General features: G+C 66.3%; 15 protein-coding genes. 7 read left to right on the forward strand and 8 right to left on the reverse strand.

Features of this window, described 5'->3' with window-relative positions; genetic code table 11:
- The first annotated feature begins 10 nt into the window (after window positions 1–10).
- From WKW79_RS23445 to WKW79_RS23470, 6 genes are all read left to right on the forward strand, one after another.
- Complete coding sequence (locus WKW79_RS23445) at window positions 11–961, forward strand: 2-hydroxyacid dehydrogenase (protein ID WP_422823951.1); 951 nt, start codon at window positions 11–13, stop codon at window positions 959–961.
- 17 nt (window positions 962–978) lie between these two features.
- Entirely contained in the window at window positions 979–2,415 is a 1,437-nt protein-coding gene (locus tag WKW79_RS23450; RefSeq protein ID WP_340337614.1) for an aldehyde dehydrogenase family protein, read from the forward strand.
- 58 nt (window positions 2,416–2,473) lie between these two features.
- Complete coding sequence (locus WKW79_RS23455) at window positions 2,474–3,451, forward strand: Bug family tripartite tricarboxylate transporter substrate binding protein (protein WP_340337615.1); 978 nt, start codon at window positions 2,474–2,476, stop codon at window positions 3,449–3,451.
- A gap of 35 nt (window positions 3,452–3,486) precedes the next feature.
- The gene (locus WKW79_RS23460) at window positions 3,487–4,515 is read left to right on the forward strand and encodes an Ldh family oxidoreductase (protein ID WP_340337616.1); all 1,029 of its coding nucleotides are present in this window, start codon (window positions 3,487–3,489) and stop codon (window positions 4,513–4,515) included.
- A 101-nt stretch (window positions 4,516–4,616) separates the two neighbouring features.
- The gene (locus tag WKW79_RS23465; RefSeq protein WP_340337617.1) at window positions 4,617–5,651 is read left to right on the forward strand and encodes a Bug family tripartite tricarboxylate transporter substrate binding protein; all 1,035 of its coding nucleotides are present in this window, start codon (window positions 4,617–4,619) and stop codon (window positions 5,649–5,651) included.
- 59 nt (window positions 5,652–5,710) lie between these two features.
- Entirely contained in the window at window positions 5,711–6,523 is an 813-nt protein-coding gene (locus tag WKW79_RS23470) for an HpcH/HpaI aldolase family protein (RefSeq protein ID WP_340337618.1), read from the forward strand.
- Window positions 6,524–6,539: 16 nt separating this feature from the next.
- Here the strand turns inward: WKW79_RS23470 and WKW79_RS23475 are convergent, their stop codons facing one another.
- The 7 genes from WKW79_RS23475 to WKW79_RS23505 form a co-directional block, all read right to left on the reverse strand.
- Window positions 6,540–7,214: an amino acid ABC transporter permease gene (locus WKW79_RS23475; protein WP_340337619.1), complete on the reverse strand. Its 675-nt coding sequence runs from the start codon at window positions 7,212–7,214 to the stop codon at window positions 6,540–6,542.
- Window positions 7,211–7,912 carry an amino acid ABC transporter permease gene (locus WKW79_RS23480; RefSeq protein WP_340337620.1) on the reverse strand — a complete coding sequence of 234 codons (702 nt, stop codon included), beginning with the start codon at window positions 7,910–7,912 and terminating at the stop codon, window positions 7,211–7,213. The genes WKW79_RS23475 and WKW79_RS23480 overlap by 4 nt, the downstream gene beginning before the upstream one ends.
- A complete protein-coding gene (locus WKW79_RS23485) occupies window positions 7,909–8,691 on the reverse strand; it encodes an amino acid ABC transporter ATP-binding protein (RefSeq protein ID WP_340337706.1) in 783 nt (260 codons plus the stop codon). Before WKW79_RS23485 ends, WKW79_RS23480 begins: the two co-directional genes overlap by 4 nt.
- 62 nt (window positions 8,692–8,753) lie before the next feature.
- A complete protein-coding gene (locus WKW79_RS23490; RefSeq protein ID WP_340337621.1) occupies window positions 8,754–9,614 on the reverse strand; it encodes a transporter substrate-binding domain-containing protein in 861 nt (286 codons plus the stop codon).
- Window positions 9,615–9,658: 44 nt separating this feature from the next.
- Window positions 9,659–10,723: an alanine racemase gene (locus WKW79_RS23495; RefSeq protein ID WP_340337622.1), complete on the reverse strand. Its 1,065-nt coding sequence runs from the start codon at window positions 10,721–10,723 to the stop codon at window positions 9,659–9,661.
- Between the two features lie 7 nt (window positions 10,724–10,730).
- Window positions 10,731–12,491, reverse strand: a complete 1,761-nt coding sequence (locus WKW79_RS23500) for a hydantoinase B/oxoprolinase family protein (RefSeq protein WP_340337623.1) — start codon at window positions 12,489–12,491, stop codon at window positions 10,731–10,733.
- Window positions 12,492–12,498: 7 nt separating this feature from the next.
- Window positions 12,499–14,592: a hydantoinase/oxoprolinase family protein gene (locus WKW79_RS23505; protein ID WP_340337624.1), complete on the reverse strand. Its 2,094-nt coding sequence runs from the start codon at window positions 14,590–14,592 to the stop codon at window positions 12,499–12,501.
- 97 nt (window positions 14,593–14,689) lie between these two features.
- Between WKW79_RS23505 and WKW79_RS23510 the strand changes: the two genes are divergently transcribed.
- Complete coding sequence (locus WKW79_RS23510; protein ID WP_340337625.1) at window positions 14,690–15,595, forward strand: LysR family transcriptional regulator; 906 nt, start codon at window positions 14,690–14,692, stop codon at window positions 15,593–15,595.
- 37 nt (window positions 15,596–15,632) lie between these two features.
- Here WKW79_RS23510 and WKW79_RS23515 read toward each other — a convergent pair whose 3' ends face one another.
- A complete protein-coding gene (locus WKW79_RS23515; protein WP_340337626.1) occupies window positions 15,633–16,688 on the reverse strand; it encodes an Ldh family oxidoreductase in 1,056 nt (351 codons plus the stop codon).
- Window positions 16,689–16,690 lie beyond the last annotated feature (2 nt).

A 16,690-nucleotide genomic window follows, 5' to 3' on the forward strand; every position in this document is an offset into this window, starting at 1 on the left:
CGATGCACAGATGAAGCACCGTGTCCTGCAGCATGGCCGATTGATTCCTTCGGTCGAGCAGCGCCTGGCGCAACAGTTCGAGGTGGTTCCGCTGTGGCAGCAGGACGATCCGTTGGCCTTCCTGAGGTCGCAGGCCAGCACATTCACCGCGATGGCGACTTCTGCCGGCAAAGGCGTCCACGGCGATCTGATGTGCGCCGCTCCGGGATTGAAGGCGATTGCAAGCGTTGGCGTCGGCTATGACTCGCTGGACCTCCACACCGCCAGGCGACTCGGCATCCAGGTCAGCAACACACCGGATGTGCTCAACGACTGCGTCGCCGACCTGGCTTGGGGAGCGCTGCTCGACATCGCACGTGGCATCACCGAATCGGACCGATTCATGCGCCGCGGCGATTGGATGCATGGGTCTTTTCGCCTGGCCACCCGCGTATCCGGAAAGCGGCTCGGTGTCGTCGGACTGGGGCGCATCGGCGCCGCAATTGCTGCGCGTGGTGCCGGCTTCGCGATGGACATCCGCTATCACAACCGCAGGCCGGTCGAGGGTGTGAAGTACAAGTACATGAGTGACCTTGCGCAGTTGGCGCAATGGGCGGACTTCCTGGTCGTCGCAGTGGCAGGTGGAAGCGCCACACGACATCTTGTCTCGGCTGATGTCTTGCAAGCGCTGGGGTCGAGCGGCTACCTGGTCAATGTGTCGCGGGGTTCAGCAGTGGACGAGGCGGCATTGATCACAGCCCTGCAAGCTCGCACCATCGCGGGCGCCGCCCTCGATGTGTTCGAGAAGGAACCCTGTCATCCCGAACAACTGACAGGTCTCGACAACGTCGTCTTGTTGCCCCACATCGGAACAGCGACGCACGAGACACGCAATGCAATGGGCGATTTGATGATCGAGAACCTGCATGAGTTCTTCCGAACCGGCAGGCTCGCGACGCCCATTTCCGAAACCGTTTGTTGATCAACTTCATTCGTCAGATGCAAGCATTCAAGAACCTCGTCAACGGAGAATGGATCTCCGGGCTCACCGCCTCGCCGAATCTCAATCCGGGCAACCTCGCCGACGTCATCGGGGAGTACACGCAGGGCGATGCCACCCACGTCGAAGCCGCCGTGGCCGCCGCCACCGCCGCCTTCCCGGCCTGGGCCACGGGCAGCATCCAGGCGCGCAGCGACGCGCTCGACAAGATCGGCACCGAGATCCTCGCGCGGCGCGAAGAGTTGGGCACGCTGCTCTCGCGCGAAGAAGGCAAGACCAAGGCCGAAGGCATCGGCGAAGCCACGCGCGCCGGCCAGATCTTCAAGTTCTTCGCCGGTGAATGCCTGCGCCTCTCGGGCGAGACGCTGCCCTCGGTACGCCCGAACATCGGCGTCGAGATCACGCGCGAGCCAGTCGGTGTCGTCGGCCTGATCACGCCATGGAACTTCCCGATCGCGATTCCCGCCTGGAAGATCGCGCCCGCGCTGGCTTTCGGCAACTGCGTGGTGTTGAAGCCCGCCGACCTGGTGCCGGGCTCTTCGTGGGCGCTGGCCGAGATCATCAGCCGCTCGGGCATCCCGGCCGGCGTGTTCAACCTCGTGATGGGCCGTGGCAGCGTCATCGGCAACGCGCTGGTGAACCATCCCGGCATCCATGCGATCAGCTTCACCGGTTCGGTGGGCGTGGGCCGCAACATCGCGATCCAGTGCGTGACCAACCACAAGAAGGTTCAACTGGAGATGGGCGGCAAGAACCCGCAGATCGTCCTCGATGACGCCGACCTGGCGCAAGCCGTCGAGCTCAGCGTGCAGAGCGCCTTCTATTCGACCGGCCAGCGCTGCACCGCGTCGAGCCGCCTGATCGTGACCGAAGGCATCTACCCCAAGTTCATCGCCGCGATGCAGGAGCGCATGGCGAAGATCAAGGTGGGCGATGCACTGGCCGCGGGCACCGACATCGGCCCGGTGTCGAGCCAGTCGCAACTGGACCAGGACCTGGAATACATCGCCATCGGCAAGGGCGAAGGCGCGACGCTGGCCGCGGGCGGTGAGCGCCTGAAGCTGGGCACCGAGGGCTACTACATGTCGCCCGCGCTGTTCAGCGAATCGGTGGCGTCGATGCGCATCAACAAGGAAGAGATCTTCGGCCCGGTCGCCAGCGTGATCCGCGTGAAGAACTACGAGGAGGCCTTGGCCACGGCCAACGACACCGAGTTCGGCCTGTCGGCCGGCATCGCGACCACGAGCCTCAAGTACGCGACGCACTTCAAGCGCCACAGCCAGGCCGGCATGGTGATGGTCAACCTGCCGACGGCGGGTGTGGACTATCACGTGCCCTTTGGCGGGCGCAAGGGTTCGAGCTACGGCCCGCGCGAGCAGGGCAAGTACGCGCAGGAATTCTTCACCACGGTGAAGACGGCCTACACGCTGGCTTGACCAGCGAGCGCAAAGTCAGCGACAGAGACACCCATCCGCGTTGTGAAGTGAGGACGATATGCAGAGAACGAATCTCCTGAAGCTTGCGAAAGCAACGCTGTTCATCGCACCCATGGGGCTCGCAACAGCGTGGGCCCAGGGATACCCCGACAAGCCCGTCAAGCTGGTCGTGGGCTTCCCACCTGGCGGCACGACCGACGTGCTGGCACGCGTGATGGCGGTCAAGCTCGCTGAGAAGCTTGGGCAGCCGTTCATCGTCGACAACCGGGCAGGTGCCGGTGGAATGATAGGCACGGACGTCGTCGCAAAGGCATTGCCCGACGGCTACACCCTGCTGTTCACCAGCAGCACCTTGGCAACCTATCAGTCGCTCTACGCCAAGGTGCCCTTTGATCCCGCGCGAGACCTTGTGCCCATCGGCATGGTCGCCACCACACCCTATGTGCTGGTCGTCCATCCAAAGCTTCCCGTGAAGACCCTTCCTGAACTGGTCTCGTACGCGAAGGCCCATCCGGGAGAGATCAACTACGCGGCCTCTGCACCGGGCGGGGGGCAGCAACTGGCCTGGGAGATGCTCAAGCGGAACACCCAGACCAACATGCTCTACGTTCCCTACAAGGGCACGGGCGCACTCATGCCGGATCTGCTGGGTGGCACGCTCCAGGCGGGCATCGACAACGTTGCCGTGCTCGTCCCGCATATCAAGAGCGGGGCGTTGCGGCCCATCGTGGTGACCGGCGCAACGCGCACACCGTTGCTGCCGGAAGTGCCTACGGCCATCGAATCCGGACAGCCCGACTTCAAGGTCATCGGCTGGTTCGGCCTGATGGCGCCGGCGAAGACGCCTGCGGCTGTCATGCAGCGGGTGAGCGCGGCCATGTCCGAGATCCTGAGCCAGAAGGACGTCCAGGCTCGCATCGTCGACCTGGGCGGGGAACCTGACACGCGCGATGCCGGGGGCATGCGCAAGCTGATCGCGTCCGAGTCGGAGAAATGGGGCAAGCTTATCCGCGAAGCAGGGATCAAGGCGCAATGAACAATCTCCCCGAAGTCCGACTCGAAGCGGGTGAAGTGCGCGCCAAGGCAGAGGCGTTGCTCTGCGCTGCGGGACTGGACAAGGAGAGGGCGATGGCAGTCGCTCGGCGCATGATCGAGGCGGATCTGCTCGGGCATCGCACGCACGGCCTGCAACAGCTTGCCATCTACCTCGAACGCCTGGGTGATGGCCGCATCGCGACCTCCGGTGAGATCGAAGTCCTGTCCGACTCCGGCGCAAACTTCAGTTGGACCTGTGCTCGCTTGCCGGGCGCATGGGCGATGGAGCGCCTGGTTTCACAGGCCCTGGAGCGATCGACGCAGCACCCGGTCGTGACGGTCACGCTGTCCAACTGCTCGCACATTGGTGCGCTCCAGGCCTATCTCGAGGACATCGCTGATCAAAAGCTGCTTGCGTTGCTCATGGTGACCGATCCCGGCGTGGCGTCCATGGCGCCGCCAGGGGGCATCGATCCCGTCATCACCTCCAATCCGATTGCCGCTTGCATACCCACGCACGGCGATCCCATCCTGATCGACCAGACCACCACCCTGGTCAGCAATGGCGCGGTGGCGCAGCACGCAGCGCAGGGCATGCTGCTGCCCGGGAACTGGGTGCGCGACAACCAGGGACGTCCCTCCAATGACCCGCACGTCCTCAGCGCGACTCCTCCCGGCACGTTGATGCCACTGGGAGGAGAGGACTTTGGCTACAAGGGGTTTGCGTTCGGCTTGCTCGTGGATGCGTTTGCGCTCGCGCTGTCTGGCTTCGGGCGTGACCAGCCGCGTGTTCGTGGCGCCCAGGGCGTGTTCCTGCAACTCATGGATCCGGCTCACTTCGGCCTTGGCAAGGCTGGATTCCTGGATGCCACGACCGCCCTGGTCGAGCAATGCAGGACCGCTCGTCCAGCCACTGGAGGCAACGGCGTCCGATTGCCGGGGGAGCGCGCCCTCAAGGACAAGAAGGCGCAATTGGCCAATGGAATCGTCTTTTCGCAAGACGTACTCACCGTGCTGGATGCGTGGGCAGTTCGACTCGGCACGGACCTGCGCTTTGTTTCGTGATGACGCAAGGAAGCTAAACAGTCGCAGCAGACTTCACGAGGTGCTACTTGACAATGGTCATGACACCGATATCATTTCAATGAATGACACCGATACCATAATTGCCCCGAGACGGCGTTAGGAGACACATGAAAGCCACTTCCTTTTCCCTTGCAAGCAAGAAGACCCGATGCGGGGCTGCTGCCACGCTTCTCGTCGCCCTGACCGGAATCAGTCTGCAAGCCAATGCGCAAGGACCTGACGGTTACCCGGCCAAACCCATTCGCCTCGTGGTCCCGGCGGCGCCCGGCGGCACCTCGGACATCCTCGCGCGAACCATCGGACTGGAACTGACCAAGCGATGGAACCAGCCGGTGATCGTGGACAACAAGCCCGGTGCCGACAGCAACGTCGGCGCCGAGCTCGTCGCGAAGTCGCCGTCCGACGGCTACACCCTGCTGTTGCTCGACACGAGCACGTTGACAATGGGCCCGAGTCTCTATCCAAAGCTGAACTACGACCCCCGCAAGGATTTCGCACCGATCACGATGATCGTGTTCTCTCCTCACGTGCTGGGCATCCACCCGTCCCTTCCAGTCAACAACGTCAAGGAGTTGATCGCTTACTCGAAGGCCAACCCCGGCAAGCTCAACTTCGCATCCGCAAGCAACGCAAGTCGCCTGGGCGCAGCCCAATTCAATCTGCAGACGGGAACGGACATGTTGATCGTGCCGTACAAGGGTGGCGCGGCCAGCATCAATGCTGTCGCGGGTGGCGAGGCGAACGTCATCCTCAATGGCTTGCTGGCCACGCTGCCGCAGGTCAAGAGCGGCAGGATCAAGGGGCTTGCAACAGCAAGCGCCCGCCGCATGGAAGCGACGCCGGATGTGCCGACGGTCATCGAGAGCGGCGTTCCCGGCTTCATCACCGGCAGTTGGCAGGGCTTGCTCGCACCCGCAGGCACGCCGTCCGAGATCGTGCGCAAGCTCAACAGCACGCTCGTTGAGATCCTCAAGGCGCCCGACACTCATCAGAAACTTGTGGCGATGGGCGCGGAAGTCGTTGCCGATTCGCCGGAGGAGTTCGGTCGGTTTCTCCGGGGAGAGACGGTGAAATGGACCAAGGTGGTCAAGGACGCAGGTATCAAGCCCGAGTAAGTTCTCGAAGCCGTAGCGCCGCCCCACAACCTCTCGACACCATCGAATTGCACCAACAAATGCCTCAGATCAATCACTTCAAGCGTGCGCTGCAACAAGGCCGCGTGCAAATCGGTCTCTGGTCGACTTTGCCTTCGCCGCTGGTTTCGGAACTCGTGGGCGGAGCGGGATTCGACTGGGTGCTGCTCGATACCGAACACACGCCCACGGACGTGCCAACGATGTTTCATCAGCTCCAGGCTTTGGCTGCGGCAACGCCGCCAGCTGGAGTGCCAAGTACCTCGGCGGTGGTCAGGCCGGCCTGGAACGATGCGGTCTTGATCAAGCGCTACCTGGACATCGGGGCGCAAAGCTTGCTGCTGCCATTCGTACAGGACGCACAAGAGGCGGCAGCGGCCGTGGCTGCGACACGCTATGCGCCCCTTGGCGTCCGCGGCATGGGTGGCTCGACGCGTGCATCGAACTTCGGGCGAGACAGGCGCTATGCGCGCGAAGCGGCCGACGAGTTGTGCGTGATGGTTCAGGTCGAGACACCCCATGCGCTGGAGCAGATCGAAGCCATTGCGTCGGTTGACGGCATCGATGGCATCTTCATCGGTCCCGCCGATCTCGCCGCGAGCATGGGGTATCCCGGCGAACCAGGGCATCCTGCGGTGAGAAGTGCAATTGAAGACGCCATTGCGCGAATTCGGGCCTGCAAGCGCGCGGCAGGGATCCTGATGGTCGATCCCGAGTACGCCGAACGGTGCCTTGCGCTCGGCGCGCAGTTTGTCGCCGTTGCGATGGATCTGCTCTTGCTGCGCGATGCCGTGGACTCATCGGCGATTCGGTTCAAGGGATCGACAGCAAGGAATGCCGACCCGAACTATTGATTGCGGGCGCCTGCCTTCAGTTGTTCATGGCCAACCCAAACCGCCGCCGCAACGCCCCCGCCACCCGCGCAAGCCCCCACGACATCAGGAAGATGAACCCGATGTAGATCGCCGCGGTGGCCGTGAGAATCTCGATCGGCTCGTACCAGCGGTTCACCAGCTTCTGCGATTCGAACATCAGGTCCGGCACCGCGATCACAGACACCAGCGCCGAGGACTTCACGATCACCGTGAACTGGTTGCCGATGGACGGCGCGGCATCCAGCAGCATCTGCGGCAGCACGATGCGAAGGAAGGTGCGCGTGCGTGACAGTCCGAGCGACCCCGCCGCCTCGAATTGCCCGCGCGGGATGGCCTCCAGCGCGCCGCGGAAGGTCTCGGCCAGGTAGCCGCTGGATTGCAATGCCAGTGCCACGCAGGCCGCGGTGAAGAAGGTGTTGGGCCAGCCGAAGAGTTCGGGCCACACGTAGTTCACCCACAGCAGTTGCACCAGTACGGGCGTCGCGCGGAAGAACTCGATGAGGAAGATCACCAGCGGCCGCAGCAGCGCGACCCGCACGCGCAGCAAGGCCAGCAGCAGCCCACCCGCCAGTGCGCAGACGAAAGCCACCCCGCACACCTGCAGCGTGACCGAGAAGCCTTGCAGGAACAGCTCGCGCTGGTCCCAGACCATGCGTTGCCAGTTGTTCATGCGTAGACCTTCGCGCGCCAGCGGCTGGAGAAGGACTGCAGGGCCGTCGCCGCGCAGAACACGATCACGAAGTACACCAGCGCGGCGCCGGTGTAGAGCGGCATCGGCTTCATCTCCTGCGCGCTCACCATCTGCACCTGGTACATGAGGTCGGGCACCGCGATCAGCGACACGATGCTGGTGGCCTTGAACATCGAGATGAACTGGTTGGTCGATTCGGGCAACATACGCCGCACCACCTGCGGCAGCACCAGTCGCCAGGTGATGCGCCTTGCGCTCATCCCCAAGGCCTGCCCGGCCTCGATGTGGCCGCGCGGAACGGCCTCGATGCCGGCCCGGAATGTCTCGGCGAAGTAGCCGCTGTAGACGAAGGCCAGCGCGATCACCGCCGAGTAGAAAGGGTTGAACTCCAGCCGCTGGCCGATCACCTTGCCGACGAGCAGCGGCAGCACGAAGTGGACCCAGACGATCATGATGTAGTCGGGTGCATTGCGTGCCACTTCGGTGTGGAAGATCGCATAGCGGCGCAGCCAGGGACGCCGGCCTACACGCAGCAGCGCGATGCCCAGGCCCAGCGCCAGGGCCAGCACCGCCGAGGACGTGAACACGCCCAGGCTCATCCACAAACCCTTGAGCAGCACCGCCCGGTATTCCCCGAACAACGTCAGGTCGAACACCTCGCGCAGGTTGTCGCTCAAGCGCGGCTCCCTTGCTGCACGTTGGTCCGGCTGAGGAACTGCCGCAGCCGCTCGGACTGCGGCGCACCGAACACACGCTCGGGCGGCCCCTGTTCCTCGACCAGTCCGTTGTGCAGGAACATGACGTGGTCCGACACCTCGCGCGCGAAGCCCATCTCGTGCGTGACCACGATCATGGTGGTGCCGTCCCGCGCCAGCTCGCGCATCACGGCCAGCACTTCCTCGGTCAACTCGGGGTCGAGCGAGGAGGTCGGCTCGTCGAACAGCATGACCTTGGGCTGCATGGCCAGCGCGCGGGCGATCGCCACGCGCTGCTGCTGCCCGCCCGACAGGCGCGCCGGATAGGCGCCAGCCTTGTCCCACAGGTGCACGCGTCGCAGGCAGGCCTCGGCCACCTCGCGCGCCTTGGCCTTGTCCATGTTGCGCACGTGGCGCGGCGCCTCCATCACGTTCTGCAGCACCGTCATGTGCGGCCACAGGTTGAACTGCTGGAACACCATGCCCAGGTCGCGGCGGAGGCGATTGATCTCGTTGTAGCCGAGGGCACGGCCATTGGCCTGGACCAGCGATTGCCCCTCGAAGAGCACATCGCCCGCAGTCGGCGCTTCCAGCCGGTTGATGCAGCGAAGCAGCGTGCTCTTGCCCGAGCCGCTGGCACCGATCATGCTGAGCACGGTGCCGCGGTGCACCTCGAAGGAGACGCCCTTGAGCACCTCCAGCTCGTCGAAGCGCTTGTGCAGGTCGACCACGCGGATGCATGGCGTCGCCGCCGCCGCGATGGCGTCGCTCTCGATGCGCTGCGCAGCGGGCAGGGCGGACACGGTGCCGGAAAACTCGGGCTTCAAGCGTTGCCGATCCTGTCCATGTGCAGCTTCATGAGCCGGTCCGTCTCGCCATTGGTGCGCATGAAGCCGGCCCAGAAGTCGAGGAAGTTCTTCCATTCGTAGTCGCCGTAGCGCACCGCCCAACTGCTGGGGCGGCGGTCGATGGGATGCTCGGGATCGAAGGCGACGGCCCAGTTGGTGCGCTTGGCCATGAGCAGCACCGCGACCTGGCTGCTCATCCACACGTCGGACTTCTTGGCGCGCACCGGCTCCGCGCCCAGCTCGGCCTGGCCGGTGGTGGTGATGAGCTTGGCCTTCGGAAAGAGGATCGGGATGCGCGGCTCCTCGCTGCCGCCCGAGACCACCGAGAAGGTGACGGACGGATCGTTGAAATCGGCCAGCGTCTTGAAGCGGCCGGCGTTGTCCTTGTGCACCATCAGCAGGCTGCCGACCTCGTAGAGCGGACCGATGTAGTCCACCGCCATGGCGCGCGCCATGGTGTAGGTGAGGGCGGAGCCGAACACGTCGTAGTCGTCTCGGCGCAGGCCCACGGTGGCATTCTGGAAGGTCACTTCCTTGAACTCCACCTTCACGTTCATCTGCTTGGCCAGCTCGGTGGCGGCGTCGAAGTAGATGCCGCCGAGTTCGCCGGTCTTGGCCACCTTGTAGAAGAAGGGGCCGGTCTGCGCATAGCCCACCCGCATCACGCCGCTCTTGAGCACCTTGGCCAGTGTGGACTCGGGCCGGATGCCGCTGTCCAGCGTCTGCGCGAGCGCCTGCTGCGGCGCCAGCGCGGCCGTCAGCCCCGTGGCCGCCGCGCCGAGCAAGGCGGTGCCCTTGAGGAAGTCCCGCTTGTTGCTGCCGAAGTCAGAGCTCATGTCGCTTCTCCTGTGGTGGGTCGATGAAGAAATAGTTGCTGCAATCAACGTGCCGCCGGGATCTGCACGGTCGACGGCGCGCCGCCTTCGCGGGTGGCGTGCATCGTCCGGTGAAGGAAGGTGATCGCATCGGCATAGCCGGGCTCGAACACGATGCGTTCGCCGATGGCGGGCTGGCTGGCGCCGTCGGCCAGCGTCAAGGTCAGATGCTCGGCGGCGGGCGCCATGTGAAGCACTTCGGACAAACCCGAGGCGCGCGGCGCGACGGGGTAGTGGGGCAGGGTCTTCCAGCCTGCGTCGCAGACGATGCGCTGCGGCGTCGGACGTGCGAGCACGGTGGCGTGCAGCCAGAGCGCGCATGCCATCGGAACGCCCAAAGTCTCGCGCGTGCGCAGGTCGCCGAACACGCCGCCACCGGCCTGGATCTCGGTCACGCCGGAAAGAAAGCTCGTGGTGAGGAACGTGGCGGTGCCGCCACAACTCACGATCTGCACCGGCAAGCCCTGCTCGCGCGCGAGGTCCGCGCTGCACGTGAGCAGGCGCACCGCGCTGCGGATGGCCTCGGGGCGTGCGGCCGGGTCCGGCAGCCGCGTGACATGGCCTTCCCATGCGACGAAGCCCATGAACTTGAGCGAGGGTTGCGCATGCACGCCGCGTGCGAGTGCCACTGCCTCCTGGCCCGGCTCTGTGCCGGCGCGCTCCAGGCCCACTTCGACTTCCACCAGCACCGGCAGGCGCACGCCGTGGCGCTTGGCTGCTGCCGCCAGCATCAGCACGTGGGCCGGTGCGTCGACTGCGCACATCACGCTGGCGTCGCGATTGAGTTGCGCAAGCCGGTCCAGGTCGCTGGAGTGCACCACCTGCGAGGCCACCAGTACATCGCGGATGCCAGCGTCCACCATGACCTGCGCTTCACCCACGGTGGAACAGGTGACGCCGTTCGCGCCAGCGGCGATCAATTGATGCACCAGATCAGGTGCGCGGATCGCCTTCACATGCGGACGCCAGCGCTTGCCGCCCTCGTGAACGATGGTGCGCGCCATGCTGGTCACGTTGCGGTCGAAGGCGTCGAGGTCGAGCACCAGCGAGGGGGAAGAGGGAAGTGTCATCGCCACATCATCCGACGATGGCGCTGCGCGCCTCGCGCATTTCGGCACGGCGGGTTTCGGTGGCGTCGTCGTCGACGTGCTTGCCGCCGGCATCGAGGCACACGCCGTAGTCGCGCTGGGCGGCCTCCAACGTGACCTTGCCGTCGATCACGTCTTCCAGCACCGCGGCAGGCTCGCGCTCCAGCGGATCGCCCCAGCCGCCGCCGCCGGCCAGCACGGCCTCGTAGAGTTCCCCGCGCAGGAAGGTGCGCATGAACTTGCCGGGCAGTTGCCGGCGCGGGCCTGTGCCATCGTTGAGGTAGTTCGCGGCCAGCGCGCCATCGTGCCCGCCTTGCAGGCCATAGGGCTGGAACTTCTGCCGGTCGCTGCGCACTTGCAGCACCGCCTCGGGCACGCCGGTGAGCCGGTAGCTGCGCACCATGCCGACACCGCCGCGATGCTTGCCCGGCCCACCCGAATCGGCACGAAAGCCATAGGACTCGATGCGCAAGGGTTGTTCGCCTTCCAGCACTTCCACCGGCGAGTTCGAGTAGTTCACTGCCAGGGAGGACAGGCCGTCGTTGGTGTCCTTGTTCGGCCGGCCGCCCCAGGTGCCGAAGAGGAATTCGAGCAGCACGAAGGGTTCGCTGCGCGCGTCATAGCCGGCGATGGTCACGCCGAAGTCGCCCTGCGCGCCGCAGGCAAAGACCTTGCTGGGCAGCATGAGGGCGAGCGCGCCCCAGATCGCCTCGGTGGCCCGCATGGCAGTGAGCCCGCGCGCCGCCACCGGCGCTGGCGTCACCGGGTACACGACCGAGCCGGGCTCGGCCAGCACGCGGATCGCGCGCATGAAGCCGCTATTGGTCGGCAGGCTGGGGTCCATGATGCAGCGCACGCAGGCCCAGGTGCAGGACTGCGTCATCGAGAAGGGCAGGTTGATCGAGCCTTTGACCTGTGGCGAGCTGCCGCTGAAGTCGGCCGTCAGCCCATCGCCGCGCTTGACGATGCGGCAGCGGATGCGGATGGGGTCTTCGCTGAAGCCGTCGTCGTCCAGGTAATCGTCGAAAGTCCATTCGCCGTCGGCGAGGGCGCGCAGTTCGGAGCGCGTCATGCGCTCGGTGTAGTCGAGCAGGTGGGCCATCTCCTCGCGCAGTACGGCAAGGCCGTAGCGCTGCGCCAGTTGCTGCATGGCCCGCTCGCCACGGGTGCAGGCCGACACGGTGGCCATCACGTCGCCATGCACCTTCTCGGGCAGGCGCACGTTCAGGCGCAAGACGGCCATCATGTCCTCGCTCACTTCGCCGCGGCTGAACAGCCGCACCGGCGGAATGCGCAGGCCCTCCTGGAAGATCTCGGTGTTGTCGCAGGCATTGCCGCCGGCCACGCGCCCGCCGATATCGGTCTGGTGGCCGATGGCCGCCGCGAAGCCCAGCAGCTCTCCATCGAAGTGGATGGGCTTGAAGACGTAGATGTCGGGCAGGTGCGTGCCGCCCCCGGTGTAGGGGTCGTTGGTGATGTAGACGTCACCCTCGTGCATGTCACCTGCAAAGCGCGACAGCACCGTCTCGATGGTGGGTGGGAAGGAGCCCATGTGCATCGGCAGGCACAGGCCCTGCGCGATCAGGTTGCCTTGGGCGTCGATCAGGCCGGTGGAGAAGTCCATCGCCTCCTTGATGACATAGGAGCGGGCGGTGCGCACCACGGTGGCCGCCATTTCGTCGGCGATGGCGGCGAAGGCGTTCTTCAGCAGTTCCAGCCGGATCGGGTCGCGTTGAATGGGGGTGGTCATGCGGTGCTCAGACGATGGCGCTCAGGTCGATGCGGATGCAGCCGGTGTCATCCAGGTGGACTGCGGCGCCGGGTGGCACCACGGTGGTCGTGTCATATTCCTCGATGACCAGCGGGCCGGCACCTGGCAACAGTTGCTCGCGTCGCACCACGGGGGTTTCCTGCCATCCCCAGCGCTTACCGAAGTAGACGCGGCGTGTTTCGGCATGCGAGGTGTGCGTGGCATCGATTGCCGACCGCACGCTGGAGGCGCGCACCTGTGCCGTGCGGCCGGCACGCGCACGTACGCGCAGGCGCAGGTTGACAAGCTGCACCGGTTCTTCCGGGCTGAAGTAGCCGTAAGTGCGCTCGTGCTCGCGATGGAAGGCTTCGACCGCGGCGTCGATGGCGGCGCGCGACAGGGGCGGCGCGAGGTCCACCGCGATCTCGGAGCTCTGCCCGCGATAGCGCAGTTCCAGCTGGAGCGTCATTTCGCTGGCGTCGAGCTGCACGCCTTCGGCGCGCATCAGTTCGTTGGCCTCGTCGCGCAGCTCGCCCATGAGGGCTTGCAGGCGCGGCAGGTCGGGCAGCGCCGCGTCCATGCCGCAGGTGCGCACCAGGCGATGCTCGATGCGCGTGAACAGCAGCCCGAAGGCGCTGAACACGCCCGAGGCCGGCGGCACCACGATGTGGGCAATGCCCGCCGCCAGGGCCAGCGTGGCGGCATGCACCGGTCCGCTGCCACCGAAGGCGATCATGGTGAAGTCGCGCGGCGAGCGGCCGATCTCGCTGGTCACGGCCTGCACCGCGCGGACCATGGTGGCATCGGCCACGCTGTGCACGCCCCAGGCGGCCTCGTGCGCGGGCAGGCCCAATGGTTCTCCGAGCTTGCGCGCGACGGCCGCCTCGGCCGCGGCGCAGTCGATGGGCATGGCACCGTCAAGCAGGTGCGAGCGATGAAGAAATCCGATCACCACGTTGGAATCGGTCACCGTCGGCGTTTCGCCACCGAGGCCATAGCAAACGGGGCCGGGCACCGAGCCCGCGCTGCGCGGCCCCACGCGCAGCGCACCGCCCGCGTCGATCCAGGCAAGGCTCCCGCCGCCCGCGCCGATCTCCGCCAGGTCGATGGCCGGTGCGCGCACCACATAGCCGCCGCCGCTGAGCAGCCGCTGCCCCGCATTGAGCGCGGCGCCGACTTCCAGCTCGGCCGTCAGCCGCGGCTCGCCGTTCTCGATCAGGCAGGCCTTGGCCGTGGTGCCGCCCATGTCGAAGGCGATGATGTTGGCGATGCCCAGCAGGCGCCCCAGTGCGGCCGCGCCCACGGCACCTGCGGCAGGACCGGACTCGATGCAGTAGGACGGCAACTGGCGCGCGGTCTGCGACTTCATCACGCCGCCGGCCGACTGCATGATCATCAGCGGCGCGTCCACCCGCGCTTCGCGCAGGCCTTGTTCCAGGCGCGCCAGGTAGGCGTCGACTACGGGCTTGACGAAGGCGTTGACCACGGTGGTGCTGGTGCGCTCGAACTCGCGGATCTCGGGCAGCACCTGGTGCGAGGCCGAGATGGCCACGCCAGGCGCGCGGGCCCGGGCGATCTCGACCACGCGGCGCTCGTGGCGCGGATCGACATAGGCATGCAGCAGGCACACGGCGATGGAGTCCGCGCCGGCCTCGACCAGCGTGTCGACGGCACGGCGCACGTCGTCCTCGTCCAGCGGCGTCACCACCTCGCCGGTGGCCGAGAGGCGCTCGCTGACCTCCAGGCGCAGCGCACGGCGCACCAGCGGCGGCGGCTTGTCCCAGTCCATGTTGTAGAGCTGCGGCATGCGCAGGCGCCCGATCTCCAGCACGTCCCGAAAGCCCCGCGTGGTGATCAGCCCGACGCGCGCGCCGGTGCGGGTGAGCAGGGCGTTGGTGGCCACGGTGAAGGCATGCACCATGCGGTCCACGCTCGCCGGTTCGAGCACCGAATGCGCCACCAGCCGGTCGATGCCTTCGAGGATGCCGCGGCTGTAGTCTTCCGGCGTGGACAGCACCTTGAGCGTGCGAATGTTGTCGTCCGCATCGCAGACCACCAGGTCCGTGAAGGTGCCGCCAACGTCGAATCCGATTTGTTGCATGCCTGCCTTGCTTGCCATCGATGCGGCCGACTTTAGGGTCGGCAGGCGTCGCGGCGGTAATCGGAAATCCCGTCGCCGGTGATAGAGTTTCTCGATCATGCGCGCCACCCTTGCCCAGCTCGAAGCCTTCTACTGGATTGCACGCCTCGGCAGCTTTCATGCAGCGGCACGCCAGTTGCACCTGACGCAGCCGACCGTGTCGGCACGCATCGCCGAGCTGGAGGCCAACCTGGGTGCGCCGTTGTTCAACCGCGTCAAGCAGCGCGCCGAACTCACCGCGCGCGGCAGCGGTATGGTCGACACGGTGGACCGCATGCTCAAGCTCAGCGACGACATCGCGACCTACAGCACGGGCGGCCGCAACCTGCGGGGCCTGCTGCGCCTGGGGGCGGTCGAATCGGTGGCGCTGATGACGCTGCCGCGCCTGCTGCCGCAACTGGTGGCGCGCTACCCGGAGCTGAAGGTGGAGCTGACGCTGGACGTGGGCTCTGCGCTCAACCGCAAGCTCAATGCCAACGAGCTGGACCTGGCGGTGCTGACCGACCCGCGCGTGAACGATGCGGTGACCGTCGCGCCGGTGGGCGGCATCGAGCTGGCATGGTTCGGCTCGCCGCAGTTGCGGCTGCCGCGCAAGCGCCTGAAGCCGGCCGACCTGCGGCGCGTGCCGGTGCTGACGATGCCCAACCCCTCGACCATCTACCGCGCCGTCGCCGGCTGGTTCTCCAGCGGCAATGTCGAGCCGGAGCACCTGAGCTCATGCAATTCGCTGGCGCTGATGGTGCGGCTTATCACCGCGGGGCAGGGCGTGGCCGTGCTGCCGACGGCGATGGTGCGGCAGGAGGTGGCGGCCGGGCAGTTGGTGCCGCTCGATACGTCGAGCGAGATTCCGCCGGGCATGTTGGTGATCGCGCATACCGGCCCGGCGCACCGCTATCGGCCCCTGGTCAAGACGATTGCGGGTGCGCTGCGTGACAGCGAGTTGGTGGCGCCGCTTCCGGCATAGGCCGTATCGATCGCCGGCCTTCGGGAAGACCCCGCATTCAAGCAAGCTGGAGGCCGCGTCCCACCATACACGCAGCGAGCGCATCGACGATGGCCGGTGAGAGCGGGACGCCCAGTTCTTCCGCGGCGCGCTGCTGTGCCATCGCATGTTCTCCTGGTACGCGGACCTGGCTCACCCCCGGTCGCGGCGGATTGGAGCGGCAGGCCACGGTCAGCCAAGTGCTCTCCGCTTCGAAAGACGCACGACCGCCAAAGGCATCCGGATCGATCACCTGGAGGAACACGTTCATCAGCGTGCCGCTCGGACGTGTGTGGCGCCCCAGTCCCGACAGCCCCTGCGTCAACGCCTCGACCAGCAGTGCGAGGCCGTAGCCTTTGTGGCCGTGGTCCAGGCCGCCGATGGGCAGCAGGCTGCCACCGCCCGAGACTGCGACACGCGGATCGTCGGTCGCGTAGCCCTGTGCGTCCATGACCCAGGGCGCGGGAAAGCGCTCGCCCGCGGCAGCGAGCTGCTTGGCCCGGTTGTTGGTGGTGATGGAGGCGCTGATGTCCAGCAGCACCGGGTCGCCGGACGTGGGTATGCCAGCGGCGATCGGATTGGGCGTGAACAGGGCGCGCGTGCCGCCGAAGGGCGCAACGCCCGTTGCGGCGGGTCCGGAGCAACTCAGGATCGGCATCAGGCCGCGCTGCGTCAGGCGTGGGAGGTAGGTGGACAGTGCGCCTGTGTGGTGGCTTCCCGCGATGGTGACGGTGACGACGCCATGCTGCGCGATGCGTTCGAGCGCGAGGTCGATGGCACGTCCCACCAACCAGGCGCCCGGCAGGCGATGGCCTTTCCAGGCGACACACGCACCGCGGTCCGAGACGACTTCCGGCTCGCCTTCCCGGGCCATGTCGCCCGAATCGAGCGCGGCGGCATAGCCTGGTGCCAGGGCCAGTCCATGTGTCACGTGACCCATCATGTCGGCGAGTACCAGCGCATGGGCGACGCTGCCGGCCTTGTCCTCGGACAGCCCGCAGGCCTGGAAGAGCAGGGTGACCTTGCGCTCCAGTTCGGCGCGCGGGAATCGGGTGGCGACGTTGCTTGAGGACATGC

Source organism: Variovorax robiniae, assembly GCF_037889955.1.
GTDB classification, from domain to species: Bacteria; Pseudomonadota; Gammaproteobacteria; order Burkholderiales; family Burkholderiaceae_C; genus Variovorax; species Variovorax robiniae.